Below are 15,841 nucleotides of genomic sequence, written 5' to 3' on the forward strand. Positions count from 1 at the left end.
CCAGAATGGCGGAGACCGCCACATCCTCGTGGCTCTTTCCCAATCCGGAAGTCATACTCGACCCCGGCCTTCCGATTCGCGGATGTACGCGTTGAAGCCCAGATTCACAACCACAGTCTATGGAGGGCGCATGATGGTTGCGGAGGGATCGCAGTCGGTAATAAGCCTCATTCAGTCGCGTCGCATGATGGAACTACGACATAGGACCAAGGCACTGCTGGCACAGGGACCGGCCGCCGAGATCGAAGATCCATGGACACAGCGATCAGTGCGTGGCGAGCCAACGAGGCTCGACCGCCGAGCGCGCGAGGTCACTGCGACCCCAATGCCGGTGCATGCTGCTGTCTGGGGCTTTCTCTCGCCCACCGGTCCACCCCACCCCCGCATCGACCCCATCCTCCGATCCCACAGCCTCGGCCACCGGCACAGCATCCGCCAACCGCATCCGCTCGTCCTGACTCAATGCGATCTCCGCCGCCCCGCGTTCTCCTCCAACCGGTCCCGCCTCCGCGTCCCCGGAATCGGCACCACGCCTTCCGATAGCACCCACGCGAGCGCCACCTGCGCGACCGTCGCCCCATGCTCCCTCGCAACCTCCGCGACCCGCTCCACCAGCCGACGGTTCGCCGCGAAGGCCTCCGGCTGGACGCGCGGCAGTCCGCGCCGCGCATCCTCGGGCGCCAGCTCGTCCAGCGAACGAATGCCCGAGGTCAGCGTCCCGCGCCCGAGCGGAGAGGATGCCACCACCCCGGTGCCGGGCTCGTGGGCCGTCGCCTCCCCATTGATGCGCAGCATGTCGCGGGCGAAGAGCGAGATCTCCGACTGCACGGCCGCGATCGGATGCACCGCGTGCGCCCTCCGCAGCGTGGAACCGACGCTTCGAACAGCACGCTGTGCCGCAAGGAGTGTCAGGCGGGATTGGATCCAAACCGCTCCCCCGAGCTAACCTGCTGCGCCACCCGCCGCAACGCCAGCAACAACGGCTCCACCAGCACCGACCCCAGCACCACGTACCGCACCGCGGCCTCCGCAGACTCTTCCGGCACCCCCGCGATCTCCGCATCCGCAATCCGCCGCATGCTCGCGAGGTACTCCGCCATCGCCGCATCCGGAACGGTGAACCCGACCCGCTCCAACCCCTGCAGCGCCCGCGCGACCGCATGCAGCACTGCCTCGTCGCACATCCCCGGCTTCCACCCGAGCCCTGCCACAAGGGCCTCAGCGTCCGTCAGATCCAAAGACTCATCCACCGGCGGAGTGATCGCCGCATGCGCCGTCCCCAACAGGTCGTGCGCACTCTCCGGCGGCTCATCCAACGCCGCAAGCACCCGTCGCGTCTCGGCGATGCTCACCCCCGCGTCGAGCAGCGCCCGGATCACCCGCAGCCGCTCCACGTGCTTCTCACCGTACGCGGCCTGAGTCGGCGCACTGCGCTCGCCCTCGGGCATCAGCCCCTCGCGCAGGTAGTACTTGATCGTCGGCACGGTCACGCCGGTCTGGGCTGACAGTTCGGAAATTCTCATGGCCACCTCTTGACTTCGATAGTAGCGCTATCCATTATGGATAGTGAAACTATCCAAGCAAGGAGTCATCATGTCGAAAGTCATCACGGGCCGCATGACCCACCGCCACGAGGGCGAGCTCGTCGTGTTCCACATCGGGATGCAGATCAACCGTTGGTGGCGTCCCGATCTGTGGATGCCGGCCTTCTTCGCCATGCCGGGGATGCTGCGCGAAGTCAGCACCGACCCCGACTCAGGCATGCTCGGCTACCACCTGCTGTTCGGCTCGGGCGGACCCTACGTCGTGCAGTACTGGTCATCCGTCGACAAGCTCTACGCCTACGCGTCCAGCCCGAACCAGCAGCACCGCCCCGCCTGGACCGCCTTCAACCGCGCAGCCCGCAAGGCTCCGGGAGCGGTCGGCGTCTGGCACGAGACATTCCGCGTCGACACCGCCGAGAGCGTGTACGTCTCGACGAAGCCGATGGGCCTGCCGAAGGCGACGGAGCTCGTCGAGGTCGGACGGCGTCAGGACCGGGCGCAAGCGCGGTTCGCCGAGGGACGGACCGAGGCGCAGTCTTCAGCCAGCGTCGAGCAGTAGTCCGTCGATCGAATCTCGATCCGCTGCCGGCTCATTCCACAGATGAAGGGGACGCGCCCGGTCGCTCTGGACGGCGTCGCAGGAAGAATCGAACGATCCCCCGCACGACGAAGAACACGATCGCCACGATCACGACAAGAGCGACCACGCTGATGACGAGGCCCCACCAGCTGAACATTGATGCGGTCATACTTCACGCTCCTCAGGAAAGGTCGAATACGCAACGGCAGCGTCGTTCACAGTTCAGGATCCCGCACATTGCGGCCGACTTCATCAAGGGGCACACCGCGACGCACATTGAGCACCGCGATCACGCGGTTCCAGAAGGTTTCGTTTGCGAACGCCGACTCGTTCCTCTTCTCAGCCGCGGCCGCGAGCGTGCTGGTCAGCAAGGAAACCATGGCGAAGATTGGGCCCATCCACGGTGCGCGCGCCCCGAGAGCGAAGCCCACCACGACGACCACTCCCATGATCAGAAGACCTGGGATGAAGCCCGTCCTCCTATAGGTCGTCGATGGCGCCCCTCCGAGCACAAGGCCCGCGCTCACGGCCAGAGCAGCCGTCAACACGTACGTCAGAATCTCGCCTTCGATACTCATCGTCACGATCGTCTTCCCCAATCCATCAGCAGGTCATTGCTCCCTACGGGCGCTCCGCGAAGCTCCGGCCCCGCTCGCGAGGTTCGATCCGACAAAGAAAGCAAGCAGCCCGATCACAAGGTACGCGGGAAGCGCATCTCCGGCCGGGCTATCAAGGCCGTCTGCCCACCCGAACCACGCCAGGAAGCCGAACCACACCGCAATAGGGATGAGTGCGAGAACAGTCCCTACCTTCCGCCCCGCTCGTCCAGCCAAGGCTCCCCAGAGGAGAAGAGCTACTCCTGCGCCGACGTAACCCATGGCTTCGGGCTCAGCAGTTCCGCACCCGGACGGCCCACCGATGCCGACCGCTCAAAGGATCGAGATGCGTCCGCGGGCCCCGAAGTTGCCTGCTCACCTTCATGCGAGCCATCAAAGCACACATATGAGGACAAGCCGATATACTTCGTCTGCGACGGACCCAGGGCAACATTGGGGGCTCGTGCCTCACGTCGCTCAGCGCTCTGGACACCAATAACGTCTTAACGGTCAGGGCGGGGTCGATCAACGAAGGAGCAACAATGACGATCTTCGAACCTTCCGCTGCAGGGGAATGCGTACCGAAGGCGATGATTTCGTGACGATTCAGCGTGTCCGCGGCACGGCGCTCGAGCGCGCGATCGTCGTGGCGATGATCCTCGTCGGCGGGGCGCTTCCTGTCGCCGCCAATCTGCCCCTGTTCCAGGACGTCGTGTGGGTCTTCTGGCTCGCAGCGCTCGTCCTCACTGTCGGAGCGTTGGCCGTGGCGCTGCGCATCATCTGGCGCGAGCCACGCTCCAGCGATTCCTGAGCCCGGATCCCAGAAACTGATTCGCGATCGCTGCCGCCGCCGCCGCCGCCGTGATCATGCTCGCCTGTTGGAGAATGTAGGTATGAGCTCTGTGTGGATTGTGTTCGATGACGAGGATGACGCTGGCATCTACGGCGTCTTCGACAACGCTGAGGATGCGGCGGCCTTTGCGGAGGAGGTCAAACACATGTCCTCGAATGGCATGAAGTATGCGGAGTACTCGGTGCCGTGGCGCCTGACGGACAGGGCCACTCGCATAGAGGTGTGACGACGGCGCGGTGGGCCGGAGCGCATACGTTGGCTCCGGCCCACCGCGATTAGATCACGAGCACTTCAGCGAGAATGAGCCCGTGGAATCAGTTCCCACGGCGCTCTGTCCACGAGAGTTCGTTCCCGTGCCTACGCTGATCACCTGGAACGTGTTAGTCCCCTTGCCCTTGCAGATGTATTTCACGGACTTCTGCTCCATGTTGCCGGTGCCATAGCTCAGGAACGCTTTTGTCACCTTGGTCCAGCCCGCTCCAGTCCGCTTGTAGACGTAGCTCTCCAGCTTCGTCTTGACGACACCGCCCGTGCAGTTGCCTAAGCGCGGCTTGGATCCCACCGTGCCGTACTTGTAGATGTTCCCGGACGTCCTGCTCCACATGTTCCCCGGGAAAATCAGGCAGTAGTCACCTCCCGCACGCGCGGAGATCCCTGACTCTGAGGTGAAGTTCAAGGTTCTGTCGTTCGCCGCCAGGAGGGACTGCAGCTCCGTGTCCGTCATCTCTGCCGGCAACTCAACGGTTGTCGTCGTGTTCGGGTCAGCAAAGGACTCGGGCGTTGCAGCGTGAGCCACCCCGCCGCCGCACAACAGCACCGCCGCGACGGCAGTGCCGACGGCCTCAATGAGCTTCATCTTCAAGACGTTCTCCATTCGAAACGAGCCCGGAGATATCGGGCACCGGCAAGTATCCCAACCGGCGAACAGCTCGTCTGTAGGCAGAATGGTGGACACGACTGGCGCTCAGGCCGTTGTTTGTCGGGCAGGCGAGGCAGTAGGTGTCACCGTTCCCCTACTCCGCAATCCCCCGCAGCAACCGCACCACCGTCTCCTCCACCCGCTCCGCACTCAACGGCTGTCCGATCAGCGCGGAGTACGAGGCCATCGCGATGAACTGATCCGCGATCGCGGCAGCATCCACATCCGCTCGCACATCTCCCGCATCACGCCCGCGCGACACTCGCTCCGCGACCCACTCGCGGATCGGCGCCGCCAGCCGCTCGTTCAATACCAACCCGAGCTCGGGATCGGCCGCCGTCACCTCGATGAGCGCCCGCGCCAGCGCCACGCCCTCGGGCCGAGCCAGCCCGTCAGACATCGCCGAGAACCACGCCCGCAGATCCGCCCCGAGGTCGGCCGTCATAGGCACCGACACGTCTGCCCCCGGCAACCCGCCTTCGAGCAGCGCCTCTCCGAGGATCGCGGCCTTCGACGGCCACCACCGGTAGATCGTCTGCTTCGAGACCTCCGCCGACTCGGCGAGACCCTCGATCGTCACGGCCTCGTACCCGTCGGCGGCGAGCGCGCGCCGCATCGCCTCCAGCACGGATTGGCGGGCTTTTTCACTACGAGGACGGGGCACCTTTCGAGCGTACTCAGGCGTACACTGGAATATAAGTAGACGCACCGTTGCGAAATAGGCGCGTTGCGAAACTCGAACAAGGAGAAAGAGCATGGCCCTCACCGCACACTCCACCATCGGCGACTGGATGAACGACCCGACCGGCGGGCCCCTCATCCGCGCACTCTTCGAGCAGACCGGTGCCGACCCCGAACTCCTCACCCCCGTGCTGGGCCTTCCGCTGCAGCAGCTCGTCGCGATGAGCCAGGGCCAGCTCCCCCAGTCGGTCGTCGACGACCTGGTGCGCGCAGCCAACGGTGGCGAGATCCCCGAAGACGACGCTTCCGAGGGCTGGACCGAGAAGGTCACCTCCGGCCGCTTCGCCGGCAAGACCGTCATCGTCACGGGCGCGGCCTCCGGCATCGGCAAGGCCACCGCCTCGCGCATCGCCCGCGAAGGCGGACGCGTGATCGCCAGCGACATCGCCGCCGAGAAGCTCGACGCCCTCAAAGCCGAGCTGCCGGATGCCGACATCGTCACAGTCGCGGGCGACCTCACGAAGCAGGACGCGATCGACGCCGTCATCGCCGCCGCGGGCGACCGCATCGACGGCCTCGCGAACGTCGCCGGCATCAACGACGACTTCTCCCCCGCCGGCGAGACCCCGGATGCCGTCTGGGACCGCGTCATCGCGATCAACCTCACCGCTCCGTTCAAGCTCATGCGCGCGGTCATCCCCGTCATGGAAGCAGCCGGTCGCGGCGCCATCCTCAACGTCTCGAGCGAAGCCGGACTGCGCGGCAACGCCTCCGGCAACGCCTACACGGCCAGCAAGCACGGCATCATCGGCGTCACCAAGTCCGCTGCCTTCATGTACGGGCCGAAGGGCATCCGCGTGAACTCCGTCGCCCCGGGCGGCGTCGCCACCGGCATCCCGATGCCCCCGAACATGTCCGAGTACGGCTCCGGCCGCCTCGCCCCGTTCCAGCAGGCGATCCCGACCGTCGCGACGGCCGAGCACCTGGCGGCATCCATCACGTTCCTGCTGTCGGACGACGCCGTGAACATCAACGGCGCCATCCTCGCCTCCGACGGCGGATGGTCGGTGCAGTAAGCCGCACCCGCGAAACCAACGCCCCCGCCGACCCGAACGGCGGGGGCGTTTCGCGTTCCGAGGCAGAGCCTTTCGCCACTCCCCGACGAATGCACCGACCTCGCGGGACGAATCCCGCCTCTCGGCGGAGCGATGTCTACGAGTAGGTCAGGCCGAAGAAGGTGGATCCGAGCATGAGGGTCAGGACGGCGACGATCGCGCTCACGGCCCGCACCCACGCCGTTCCGCGGCGCACGGCGACCACACCGGAGAGAACGGCAGCGATCATCGTCGCGAAACTCAGGTAGCGGATGGTGAGATCCGGCAGTGCCGCCGCTGTCGAGATGCCCGCAAGAAGTGCCAGAACGGCGGCGACCGCAGGGACCGCGAGACGACTCACCACGTGCGGTCGGGGGCGGATGACCCCGCTCCTCTGCTCCGAGACACTCATACTCTCTCCCCCCATCAGCCCGACAATCGACGCGGCCAGGATCCCATGTCGTCGGCGCGGTGACAACCGCTGGTCGCAGCGGGATGCCGCCGACTCCGCACCTTGTCGCCCCGGATGCAAGGGGGCTGAGCCCCGAACGCCTCACCCCGCCCTACACTCGACCGCATGCTGAAGCTCGCATCGATCGTGATCCGTGTGAACGATCTCCCCGCACAGGCACGCTTCTGGAAAGCCGCCCTCGACTACGTCGAACGCGATCCGGCGGAAGACGACTGGGTCGTGCTGAAACCCCGCGACGCCGACGCCCCCTGCATCTCCCTCGACGCACACCACTCAGAACGGGTGCTGCCGCCGCGCATCCACCTCGACATCTACGCCGAAGACCAGGCCGCCGAAGTGCGCCGGCTGGCCGAGCTGGGTGCCCGCGAGGTGCACTGGGACGGACGCCCCGCCGACGCGGACTACGTGATCATGGAAGACCCCGAGGGCAACCGGTTCTGCATCGTCGACCGCCCCGACTGGTCGGGATGGGAGCGCGACCGCCGCTGACGGTCACACACCGCCTCACACCCGGACGAGCGTCTCCGCCATCTCGACGAGCTCGTCCATCTCGCAGAGCAAACCGGAACCATACGCCCGCCGCCACTCCTCGGCCGTGAGTCCCTCGCGTACCCGACGGCGATACAGCGCGAAGTCGGCGGGCTCGTTGGCTCGAGGGTCGAATCCGTAGCGCCTGCCGATCGCATCGACGGCTCCGATGATCCGCGCCCCCGTCGCATCCGCGCCGAGCGCAGCCGCCGCCCCCGCCGCGACCGAGACGGCGATCAGGAGCGACACCGGATCACCGCCGGCAGCGCTCCGCCGCACCGCCGGCAATAGCGTGGCCATCGCCGCCGCCCCCTGCCGTAGATCGAGCCGCACCTTCGCCGCGACGACCGGCGCCATCAGCATGACCCACTCGTGACCGCATCTCGACGCGAGCGCACCCGCACGCCCCAGCAGTTCGATCGCCTCCCGGGAACGCCCCGACGCCCGATGCACCTGGCCGGTGATGAGGAGGATCATCGCCGCGGCAGCATCCGGCATCTCATCGACGTCGGCGAGCGCTGTGGCCACCTCCGCCACCGGGTCACCCGTCGGCTCCGGGCTGAGCGTGTGGAGGTAGGCGGAGAACGCCGCAGCGAGACCCCGCAGCACACGATCTCCGGAGAGCTCCGCCGGGATCCGCGCCGCCGAAATCCATGTCGCCGCCTCGGACATCTGACCCAGCTGATACGCGAGGAACCCCCTCGTGAGACTCAGCGCCGCCTCGAGAGACGGAGTGGCCGTCGCCGACAGAGCCGAAGCCCGGCGCGCCATCTCGAGCAGTTCCTGCTGCCTCCCCGCCCGCACGCCGAACCACAGCAAACCCCCGGCGATGGTCGCCGCGGCCTCCCCGTCTCCGACGAGCATCGCGGAGTCGAACGCCGCCACGACATCCGGCCACTCGACCTGCAGCTGCGAGATCACCTCCGCAGAGCCGTCGGCAGTGAGCGCGACGGAGGCCTCGGCAGCCCGTGACGCGAACCACGCACGATGCCGCCGATGCCACTCTTCGTCGAGCGGCTCACCGCCGACGGCAGCCCGCCGGATGAGCGCAGGGATGCGGAACACCGGCGCCGCTCCTCCCTCCTCCGCCGAGACGAGCGAGAAGGACACGAGCTGATCGAGGTCGCGGTCGCGCGACCGGCTACCGCACACGGCCGCTGCGGCTTCGCGAGTGAACGGCGCCGCGAACCCGGCGAGGCTGCGCAGGGTGTCGCGCTGCGCAGTCGTCAAGAGCTGCAGCGAAGACCGCAGCGCCGCAGCCAACGGAGGTTCCCCGGCTTCCTCCGAGCGGTCGATCTCGCGCAGCATCGAATCCGCCACCTCCGCGAGCGGCATCACCGCGGTCCGCGCGGCCGCCAGCTCGATCGCCAGCGGAAGCCGGCCCAGCGTGTCGACGAGCTGCAGCACAGCACCGGCATCCGCCACGCGCGCAGCAGGAGGGACCCTCATCTCGAACAGCTCGCGCGCATCCGCCGCGGGCAGGGGATCGACCCGCAGCACGCTCTCGCCGGGAACGCCGAGCGTCCGCCGCGATGTCGAGAGCACCGCGATTCCGCGGGCCCGCGCGAGCACAGCCACCGCGACGGATGCCACCCCGGAGCTCGCCCCCTCCGCCCCGTCGATCACGAGGATGCCGCGCCGGTCGGCCAGATGCTCCGCGATCGTCGCCGGCTCCGCATCCGGTGCTCCGACGGCCGACGCGATCACCTCGCGGACGGTCGCATCGGCTTCGTCTCCGCCGCCGACGTCGACACCAGCACCGACGCTCACGAACCAGATGTGGTCCTCGCCGGCGACCGCATCACTGCCCAGCCAGTCGACCGCGAGCCTCGTCTTGCCCACGCCCGCGGCACCCGTGAGCGTGACGAGGCGCGCGACATCGAGCGCGGCTGTCAGTGCCGCACGCTCTTCCCGACGCCCGACCATCGGGGCGATCGGCGCCGGCACACCGAACATGCGGCCCGCGGATGCCCCGTGATTCGGCGTCGGGTGGGCGACACGACTGCGATCGCGCTGCGACACGACACCCCCACCCAGGCGCGCCATCGCTCGATCCCCGGCATCGGCCCGCGCACGCGCCGTGTGCAGCAGCGCCAGAACATCGTCATCCTCGGGATGAGCGGCCCGCAAACCCTGCAGCGTCACCAGAGCACGGGCGTTGTCGCCGGCCTCCAGGTCGGCACGAACACCGAGCAATCGCACCCTGTCGACGACGCTCCGCACCCGCGCGCGCGCGAGAGCCGCGAAGGGCGGATCGCCGAACCCCTGCAGCGGCGAGTCCCGCCACCGCAGCAGCAGCGATCGCACCTCTTCGGAGTCGGGCGGGGAGGCCCCGGCCACGGCATCCTCCAACGCCCAGAGGTCGACCTGCATCCCGGGATCGTCGACGAGACGATAGCCGCCTCGCCCGCCCTCGAGCCACGGGCCGAGCGCCGTCGAGCGCAGTCGCGACATGTACGCCCGCGCGGTCGTCCGCGCCTGCGCGGGCGGCTCGGCCCACAGGTCGTCGATCAGGTCGTCCAGGGTGATCGGCGCGCCGCGCTCGAGAGCGAGCCGAGCGATCAGGCCGCGAGGAAGCGGCCCCCCGATCTCGATTCGGGTGCCGTCGACGGATGCGTCGATCCGGTCGAGAAGCTGCACGCGCGCGGTGGCCACAGCCGATCATTGCACGAACGTTGCAACCGGTCGAGAGCCAGGATCGAGTCGCCCTTCGAGCCCCAGGCTGGAGCCATGAATCACACAGATGCTCCTGTTCAGACCCGGTTCCGCACCTCGCTCGGCGACATCGCAGCCACCGTCATGGGCAGCGGCCCCTATGCGGTTCTGTGGCACGGCATGTTCGTCGACGGCGATTCCTGGGGTTCGGTCGTCGAGGCACTCGCCCCGCACCGGACGCTCGTCGTGCTCGACGGCCCCGGCTACGGTGCGAGCACACCGCTGTCGCGGGTGAGTTCGATCGAGGAGTGCGCGGAAGCCGGCGCGCAGATCATCGAGCAGCTCGGGGGCGACGGACGCGTCGACTGGGTGGGTGCGGCCTGGGGTGGTCACGTGGGGATGACCATGGCCGCGCTCTTCCCGGACACCCTCCGCTCGCTGGTCGCCGTGAGCTCGCCCGTCGAGCCGATCGACCCCGTGTTCCGGATCAAGCTCATCATCGCCAACCAGATCCTCGCCCACTTCGGGCCCATCGCCCACCTCCGGCACGTGATCCACGATGCCCAGCTGATCCCGCCGCACGTGAAGGACCGATCGATGACCGCCGTCATCGATCACGCCCTGAACCGAGCCCCGCGACGCAGCATCGCCGCCACCGTCACCTCGTTCATCATCAACCGCGGTGATGCCTCCCACCGTCTGCCACGCATCGCCGCGCCCACCCTCCTGGTCACCGGCGACGACCGCGGCGAATGGACACCCGAGGTGATGGATGCCGCCGCGGCCCGGATCCCCGACGCCAGGACCCTCGTCATCGAAGGCGCGCGCACCCTCGTTCCCGTCGAACAGCCCGCGGAACTCGCGGCCGGCATCGTGGAGTTCTGGCAGTCACTGGATGCGCGCTGAGTCCTCCAGCACGACCGCGGGCGTCCGATCCCGTTCCACCACCATCCGCACCACCGTGCCGACGACGCCGATCACGAGCGCCACGACCACCGGGAGCCACACCTCGGCGAGCACCATCGGGAACACCTGCACCGCCGCTTGCGCCATCTCGGGCAGGTTGCCGTCGAGCACCCGCATGCCGAGTCCGTACTGGATCGCCGTGAACAGCGCCGGGACGACCCACACCGCAAGGAGACCTGCGACCCAGACCACGATCCGCCAGGCCGGCCGCACCCCGCACCACACCAGCGCCGCACCGACGACGATCGCCGGCAGCCAGGGCGACAGATAGGGCAGGAACACCGGCGGGAATGCGTCGCCCGTGACGGCCAGGAAACAGCGGCCCACCCAGGTGGCGAACGGCACCGCCGCGAGCACGACCCCGAGGGCGACCACGCCCACCGACCGCCGCGATGTCATCCAGAAGCCCAGCTGGGCGAGGAGAATCGCCGCGACCACACCACCGAGAAGCCCGGCGAAGTAGAGCATCACCCGACTGTCGCCGCCGCGACCGAGCCCGAGCCCTCCGGCCAGCACGGCGAAGCTCTGCACCACCGCGATCGCGTGCACGAGCAGCACCCCGAGCGCCGCGGGCCACACGGCGACCGCGCGACGGCGCGCCACGAAATGCACCGCGAACCCGGCGAAGACTCCGCCCAGAAGCAGCACCGAGAAGAGCAACGTGGCGAAGTACTGGCTCAGCGGCAGCAGCACGAACGGCATGTCCTCGGGCATCGTCGCCGCCGCCCACAGGTTCTGCAGCGGAAGGATGCCCCCGCCGATCAGCCAGGGCAGAATCCCCAGCACACCCCCGCCGACCCCGATCGCGAAGGCCAGGGCGCGAGCGCGCGCGGGCTGATCGGCAGCGGGCGATATTTCGGTCATGGGGAGACCCTGCCAGATGGAACCCGCCGCTCAAGGCAGGCGCGACCGAATCCGCGAGCAGACGACGACCCCCGCCGTCCGTCGCTCCGCCCGCTGCTCAGACCTGACCGGGACGCCCATCCCTCGCCATCGCCTGCCGGTGCGACGTGAGAGCCGCACGCACGGCCGAGTAGATCACCAGCCACGTGATGAGGACGCCGATGAGGATCACGGCCGACCAGAACAGGATGATGAGGAGGATGCTGTCGCCGAACATGGCTTCAGGATGCCGCAGACCCACGACACCTCGCGTCAGACTCCCCGCATCCGCTCCACTGCCGCGCGCACCAGGGCCGCATTCCCCGGCGCCGTGCTCCCATCGGGAAGCAGCAGCGTGTCTTCCAAGCCGATGCGCGCATCCAAGCCGAGCTCGACCGCGAGGTCGAACAACGGCCACGTCGAACCCTCCTCGCCGTGCAACAGCACCGGCAGATCGGGCTCCTCGAGCGACACGTGCGCGATCATCCCCTCGGCGTGGTCGCGAACGGTCTCGGCGGGCTCATCCGGCAGCTCGATCAGAACTCGCAAGCACTGTGCCCGCACGGGCGAGCGCTTCCACACCTCGAAGCCCGCCGCATCCCACAGCCCCGCCTCGACCGCCACACCACGGCGCAGCAGCAGGGCCGCCACCTCGTCGGCGCCGGACTCATGCCAGTTGACGGATGCGTGGTCGGGCAGCTCGGTCCACGACTCGATCGCGGCCAGGCGACGCTCGACCTCCGGCTCGGCCCACTCGCCGGTCGTGACCCCGACCGGCACACCCGGCGCCGCTCGACGCACCGCCGCGACCCATCGCGCGACATCGTCGGCAGCCAGACTGTCGCGCCCGGCCGCATCCTTCGGGTGCACGTGCACCTCGCGAGCACCGGCAGCCACCGCCCGGGCGGCATCGTCGGCGACCACGCCCTCGTCGAGGCTCAGCCACGGATGCTCCGCCGGATCCCTGGCGCCGTTGACACATGCCTGCAACAGCATCCGCCGCTCGGATCCGGCAGCGGGTGTGGATTCGGGCGGCACGCTCATCCGATCAGGTCTCGCGGGTGTCGCTCGTACGCGCTCTCGTCCTTGGAGGGGCCCTCTTCGGTGCGCACCGTGTGGGCGACCTGGCGCGCCATCGCCGCACCACGTCCGGCCTTCACCGCCTCGGCCTCGGTCTCGAAACTCGCGCCCAACGTCTGCGATTCACCCTCGATGCGGTTGAACCAGATGCCATTGCGATGGAACGTCTCGATATCACCTGCGGCCATGCGGGATCCCTTCTCTCGCCTCCCTTTCTACGACAGGCGACCGACAACCACAGAGCCCCTTGACACCCTCCGCTGAGGTGTCCGACCCGGGCGCCTCAGCGCGCGGAGCCGGCCCGCCGCACGGCATCGCCCATCGCCGCGAATGCCTCTTCGAGGATCGGGCGCGGAGTCGCGAACACGACCCGGACGAAGCCCTCGGCACCCCGCCCGAGCAGCCGACCCTCGGTGAGCACGACCCCGGCCCGCTCGCGGAAGAACTCCGCCGGCGGGCCCGGGATACCGAGCGCACGGGTGTCGATCCAGCCGATGTAGGTCGCCTCGGGCACCCGGTACACAGCGCCGGGGAGATGCTCCGCGACCAGCGCGGCGAGCTCCCGCCGGGACCCGTCGAGGTAGTCGATCACGTCCGACAGCCAAGGCTTGCCCGCCCGATACGCGGCCGTCGAGGCGACGACGCCGAGGGTCGAAGCCCCGTGCTGCACCGCGAACCCGAACCGCTTGTACAGCTGCTGATCCGTCTCGTTCGAGGTGATGAGCTGCGCCGTCTTCAGCCCCGGGATGTTCCACGCCTTCGACGCGCTCGTGCCCGTCACCGTGTGTGCCGCTGTCGCCTCCGACACCGACGCATACGGCACGAACGGCGCGCCGTCGTAGCGCAGCGGAGCATGAATCTCGTCGGCGAACACCCGGCCGCCGTGCCGCTCGACGATCTCGGCGATGGCCGCCAGCTCTTCACGACCCACGATCGTTCCGGTCGGGTTGTGCGGGTTGCAGAGCACGAGCGTCCGGGCACCCGCGGCGAACGCCTCATCGATGCGCTGCAGGTCGTGCTGCCAGCGTCCGTCGACCTCCACACCGGGAACTTCGATCACCGGATGTCCGATCGCCGGCAGATATGTCAGGAACGGCATATAGGCCGGAGTCGGCACGATCACCGGCGAACCTGCCGGCGCGTACTCCTGCACCGCGACGCCGAGAGCCGCCATCACATCGGAGACCGGATGCACGCGCTCCGGGTCGACCGCCCAGCCGTACTCCCCCTGCATCCACTCCGCGGTGGCCTCACCCAGCTCCGCGGCCTGCGGCGGAGAGAGGTATCCGAGGTTCTCGTCGTCGACAGCCCGGTGCAGCGCCTCGGCGATCTCGGGCGCGACCCCGAAGTCCATCTCCGCCACCCACGCCCCGATGCGACCGGGATGCAGACTCCATTTGCGGCTCTGCGGCCGGTCGAGGAAGAGGCGGGTGCGTTCGTCGAACGGATGCGGGGAGGGGTGCGCGGTCATCGTCGTGGTTCCGCCGGCTCAGCCGACGGCGTTCGTACAGGTCGGATGCGGGGCACGGATGGCGGGCACGGGAGACTCCATTCACAGCGGGGTCCATCCAATCTACGGACGCTCCGGCGCGGTCGCACCTCGCGTTTCCGTCCGTGACGGTGGGCGCGGCATCCCGCGACGGCCCCGTGGATCCCAGAACCCGCTGGTAACGTTCCCTAGATCGCAGGCACGACACGTCGGAGGGCAGGATGAGCGAACGCACGCGCCGCCCGACCGTCAAAGAGGTCGCCATCCGAGCGGGCGTCAGCCCCATGACCGTCTCGCGCACGCTCTCGGGCGGACTCAACGTCAAACCCGACGTGCAGCAGCGCGTCATGGAAGCCGTCGCCGAACTCGGCTACCACCGCAACGAGAACGCCCGCAGCATCCGCCCCGGCCACAGCAGCGGACTGATCGGCGTCGCGATCACCAACATCGCCAACCCGTACTACAGCACCTTCGCGCTCGGCGTCGAAGAGGAGGCCGCACTCACCGGCCGCCGCATCCTGCTCGGCAACACGTCGGAGGATGCCGTGCGCGAGGCCGACCTGGTCGGCGACTTCCTCGGTCGCCGCGTCGACGGACTCATCGTCGTCCCGGCCGGCCCCACCTCGGCCCACCTCGCGCACTCGCAGAACCAGGGCGTGCCCGTCGTGCTCGCCTCACGCCGTATCGACGGACTCGCGGTCGACAGCGTCGTGCTCGCCGACGACGACGGCGCCTACCGCGGAACGATCGCGCTCATCGACCACGGCCACACCCGCATCGGCTACCTCGGCAACGCCCTCTCGATCTTCACCGGCGAGCGCCGCTACGCCGGCTACGCGCGGGCACTCGAAGAACGCGGGCTCGCCGTCGACCCGCACCTCGTCGCCGCCAACCAGCAGACCGTCGACCAGGCCCGCGAAGCCACGCGCGCACTGCTCGGTGCCGAGCATCCGCCCACCGCCATCTTCTGCGCCAACAACCGCAACGCCATCGGCGCGCTCAAGGAGATCAGCACTCAGCTCGACGCCGGACTGCGGACGCCCGCCGACTTCCCGGAGATCATGAGCTTCGACGACTTCGAGCTCGCCGAACTCTCGCCTGTGCCGATCAGCGTGATCGACCACGACCCCCGCGAGCTCGGCCGCACCGCCACGCGCCTGCTGCTCGACCGCCTCGACGGAGGGGACCGGGACACCGCGCCGCGCGAGGTCGAGCTGCCGGTCTCGCTCCGCAGCGTGCGCTGACTCGCCGCCCCGGGACGGGTGGGGCGGGCGACGACCCGCGCCGAGGTCGGACGATTCGCCGAGGGTCGGACAATTCCCGGACGTTTCGTGACGAAAAGTCGGCGAATCGTCATCATCTCGGCGAATCGTCGCCGCGAAGGGCTCGGAAGGCCCGTCGGGAGTTCGGACACCCGTGGGGGCACGTCCACCTGTCGGGATCAGGTCCACCCGTCGGGAGTTCGGACACCCGTCGGGAGAATCACCGCAAGGAGGCCGTGC

Annotated in this window: 20 protein-coding genes; 7 read left to right on the forward strand and 13 right to left on the reverse strand. The window is 68.5% G+C overall.

The genetic code is table 11. The features are described 5' to 3' along the window. Positions 1-459 precede the first annotated feature (459 nt). Positions 460-828, reverse strand: a complete 369-nt coding sequence (locus tag AC6CHX_RS06125; RefSeq protein ID WP_498272063.1) for an aldo/keto reductase — start codon at positions 826-828, stop codon at positions 460-462. A gap of 80 nt (positions 829-908) precedes the next feature. After that, positions 909-1,523, reverse strand: a complete 615-nt coding sequence (locus AC6CHX_RS06130; protein WP_498272064.1) for a MerR family transcriptional regulator — start codon at positions 1,521-1,523, stop codon at positions 909-911. Between the two features lie 70 nt (positions 1,524-1,593). On the opposite strand from AC6CHX_RS06130, the gene AC6CHX_RS06135 reads away from it, so the two are divergent. Next, positions 1,594-2,103 (forward strand): DUF4188 domain-containing protein, encoded by a 510-nt coding sequence (locus AC6CHX_RS06135; RefSeq protein ID WP_498272065.1) that lies wholly within the window; start codon positions 1,594-1,596, stop codon positions 2,101-2,103. 31 nt (positions 2,104-2,134) lie between these two features. Here the strand turns inward: AC6CHX_RS06135 and AC6CHX_RS06140 are convergent, their stop codons facing one another. Together AC6CHX_RS06140 and AC6CHX_RS06145 are read right to left on the reverse strand one after the other, a co-directional pair. Continuing rightward, complete coding sequence (locus tag AC6CHX_RS06140; RefSeq protein WP_498272066.1) at positions 2,135-2,293, reverse strand: hypothetical protein; 159 nt, start codon at positions 2,291-2,293, stop codon at positions 2,135-2,137. Positions 2,294-2,339: 46 nt separating this feature from the next. After that, complete coding sequence (locus tag AC6CHX_RS06145; protein WP_498272067.1) at positions 2,340-2,702, reverse strand: hypothetical protein; 363 nt, start codon at positions 2,700-2,702, stop codon at positions 2,340-2,342. A 616-nt stretch (positions 2,703-3,318) separates the two neighbouring features. On the opposite strand from AC6CHX_RS06145, the gene AC6CHX_RS06150 reads away from it, so the two are divergent. Continuing rightward, complete coding sequence (locus AC6CHX_RS06150) at positions 3,319-3,531, forward strand: hypothetical protein (protein ID WP_498272068.1); 213 nt, start codon at positions 3,319-3,321, stop codon at positions 3,529-3,531. A gap of 82 nt (positions 3,532-3,613) precedes the next feature. Next, on the forward strand, positions 3,614-3,799 hold the full coding sequence (locus AC6CHX_RS06155; protein WP_498272069.1) for a hypothetical protein: 186 nt from the start codon (positions 3,614-3,616) through the stop codon (positions 3,797-3,799). Positions 3,800-3,853: 54 nt separating this feature from the next. Here the strand turns inward: AC6CHX_RS06155 and AC6CHX_RS06160 are convergent, their stop codons facing one another. Then, positions 3,854-4,435 carry a hypothetical protein gene (locus tag AC6CHX_RS06160; RefSeq protein ID WP_498272070.1) on the reverse strand — a complete coding sequence of 194 codons (582 nt, stop codon included), beginning with the start codon at positions 4,433-4,435 and terminating at the stop codon, positions 3,854-3,856. A gap of 151 nt (positions 4,436-4,586) precedes the next feature. Next, positions 4,587-5,156: a TetR/AcrR family transcriptional regulator gene (locus tag AC6CHX_RS06165; protein WP_498272071.1), complete on the reverse strand. Its 570-nt coding sequence runs from the start codon at positions 5,154-5,156 to the stop codon at positions 4,587-4,589. A 91-nt stretch (positions 5,157-5,247) separates the two neighbouring features. Between AC6CHX_RS06165 and AC6CHX_RS06170 the strand changes: the two genes are divergently transcribed. Continuing rightward, positions 5,248-6,249 (forward strand): SDR family NAD(P)-dependent oxidoreductase, encoded by a 1,002-nt coding sequence (locus AC6CHX_RS06170; RefSeq protein WP_498272072.1) that lies wholly within the window; start codon positions 5,248-5,250, stop codon positions 6,247-6,249. A gap of 136 nt (positions 6,250-6,385) precedes the next feature. Here AC6CHX_RS06170 and AC6CHX_RS06175 read toward each other — a convergent pair whose 3' ends face one another. After that, a complete protein-coding gene (locus AC6CHX_RS06175) occupies positions 6,386-6,679 on the reverse strand; it encodes a hypothetical protein (protein ID WP_498272073.1) in 294 nt (97 codons plus the stop codon). Positions 6,680-6,844: 165 nt separating this feature from the next. Here AC6CHX_RS06175 and AC6CHX_RS06180 point away from each other — a divergent pair, with 165 nt between their 5' ends. Then, positions 6,845-7,228, forward strand: a complete 384-nt coding sequence (locus AC6CHX_RS06180) for a VOC family protein (protein ID WP_498272074.1) — start codon at positions 6,845-6,847, stop codon at positions 7,226-7,228. 15 nt (positions 7,229-7,243) lie between these two features. On the opposite strand, the gene AC6CHX_RS06185 is transcribed toward AC6CHX_RS06180, so the two are convergent. Beyond that, entirely contained in the window at positions 7,244-9,922 is a 2,679-nt protein-coding gene (locus tag AC6CHX_RS06185; RefSeq protein WP_498272075.1) for an AfsR/SARP family transcriptional regulator, read from the reverse strand. Positions 9,923-9,997: 75 nt separating this feature from the next. Here AC6CHX_RS06185 and AC6CHX_RS06190 point away from each other — a divergent pair, with 75 nt between their 5' ends. Next, positions 9,998-10,828 carry an alpha/beta fold hydrolase gene (locus tag AC6CHX_RS06190; protein WP_498272076.1) on the forward strand — a complete coding sequence of 277 codons (831 nt, stop codon included), beginning with the start codon at positions 9,998-10,000 and terminating at the stop codon, positions 10,826-10,828. On the opposite strand, the gene AC6CHX_RS06195 is transcribed toward AC6CHX_RS06190, so the two are convergent. The 5 genes from AC6CHX_RS06195 to AC6CHX_RS06215 form a co-directional block, all read right to left on the reverse strand. Further along, positions 10,811-11,752: a hypothetical protein gene (locus AC6CHX_RS06195; protein ID WP_498272077.1), complete on the reverse strand. Its 942-nt coding sequence runs from the start codon at positions 11,750-11,752 to the stop codon at positions 10,811-10,813. The two genes, AC6CHX_RS06190 and AC6CHX_RS06195, sit on opposite strands and share 18 nt — an antisense overlap. 97 nt (positions 11,753-11,849) lie before the next feature. Next, positions 11,850-12,008, reverse strand: coding sequence for a hypothetical protein (locus AC6CHX_RS06200; RefSeq protein WP_156027153.1), 159 nt, complete (start codon positions 12,006-12,008; stop codon positions 11,850-11,852). 35 nt (positions 12,009-12,043) lie between these two features. Then, on the reverse strand, positions 12,044-12,814 hold the full coding sequence (locus AC6CHX_RS06205) for a 3-keto-5-aminohexanoate cleavage protein (protein WP_498272078.1): 771 nt from the start codon (positions 12,812-12,814) through the stop codon (positions 12,044-12,046). Further along, entirely contained in the window at positions 12,811-13,038 is a 228-nt protein-coding gene (locus AC6CHX_RS06210) for a DUF2188 domain-containing protein (protein ID WP_167633666.1), read from the reverse strand. The genes AC6CHX_RS06205 and AC6CHX_RS06210 overlap by 4 nt, the downstream gene beginning before the upstream one ends. Positions 13,039-13,133: 95 nt before the next feature. Then, positions 13,134-14,321, reverse strand: a complete 1,188-nt coding sequence (locus AC6CHX_RS06215) for a MalY/PatB family protein (protein WP_498272079.1) — start codon at positions 14,319-14,321, stop codon at positions 13,134-13,136. A 239-nt stretch (positions 14,322-14,560) separates the two neighbouring features. On the opposite strand from AC6CHX_RS06215, the gene AC6CHX_RS06220 reads away from it, so the two are divergent. Next, entirely contained in the window at positions 14,561-15,583 is a 1,023-nt protein-coding gene (locus tag AC6CHX_RS06220; RefSeq protein ID WP_498272080.1) for a LacI family DNA-binding transcriptional regulator, read from the forward strand. The last annotated feature ends 258 nt before the right edge of the window (positions 15,584-15,841 follow it).

The organism is Microbacterium sp. GQ128 (assembly GCF_059758615.1).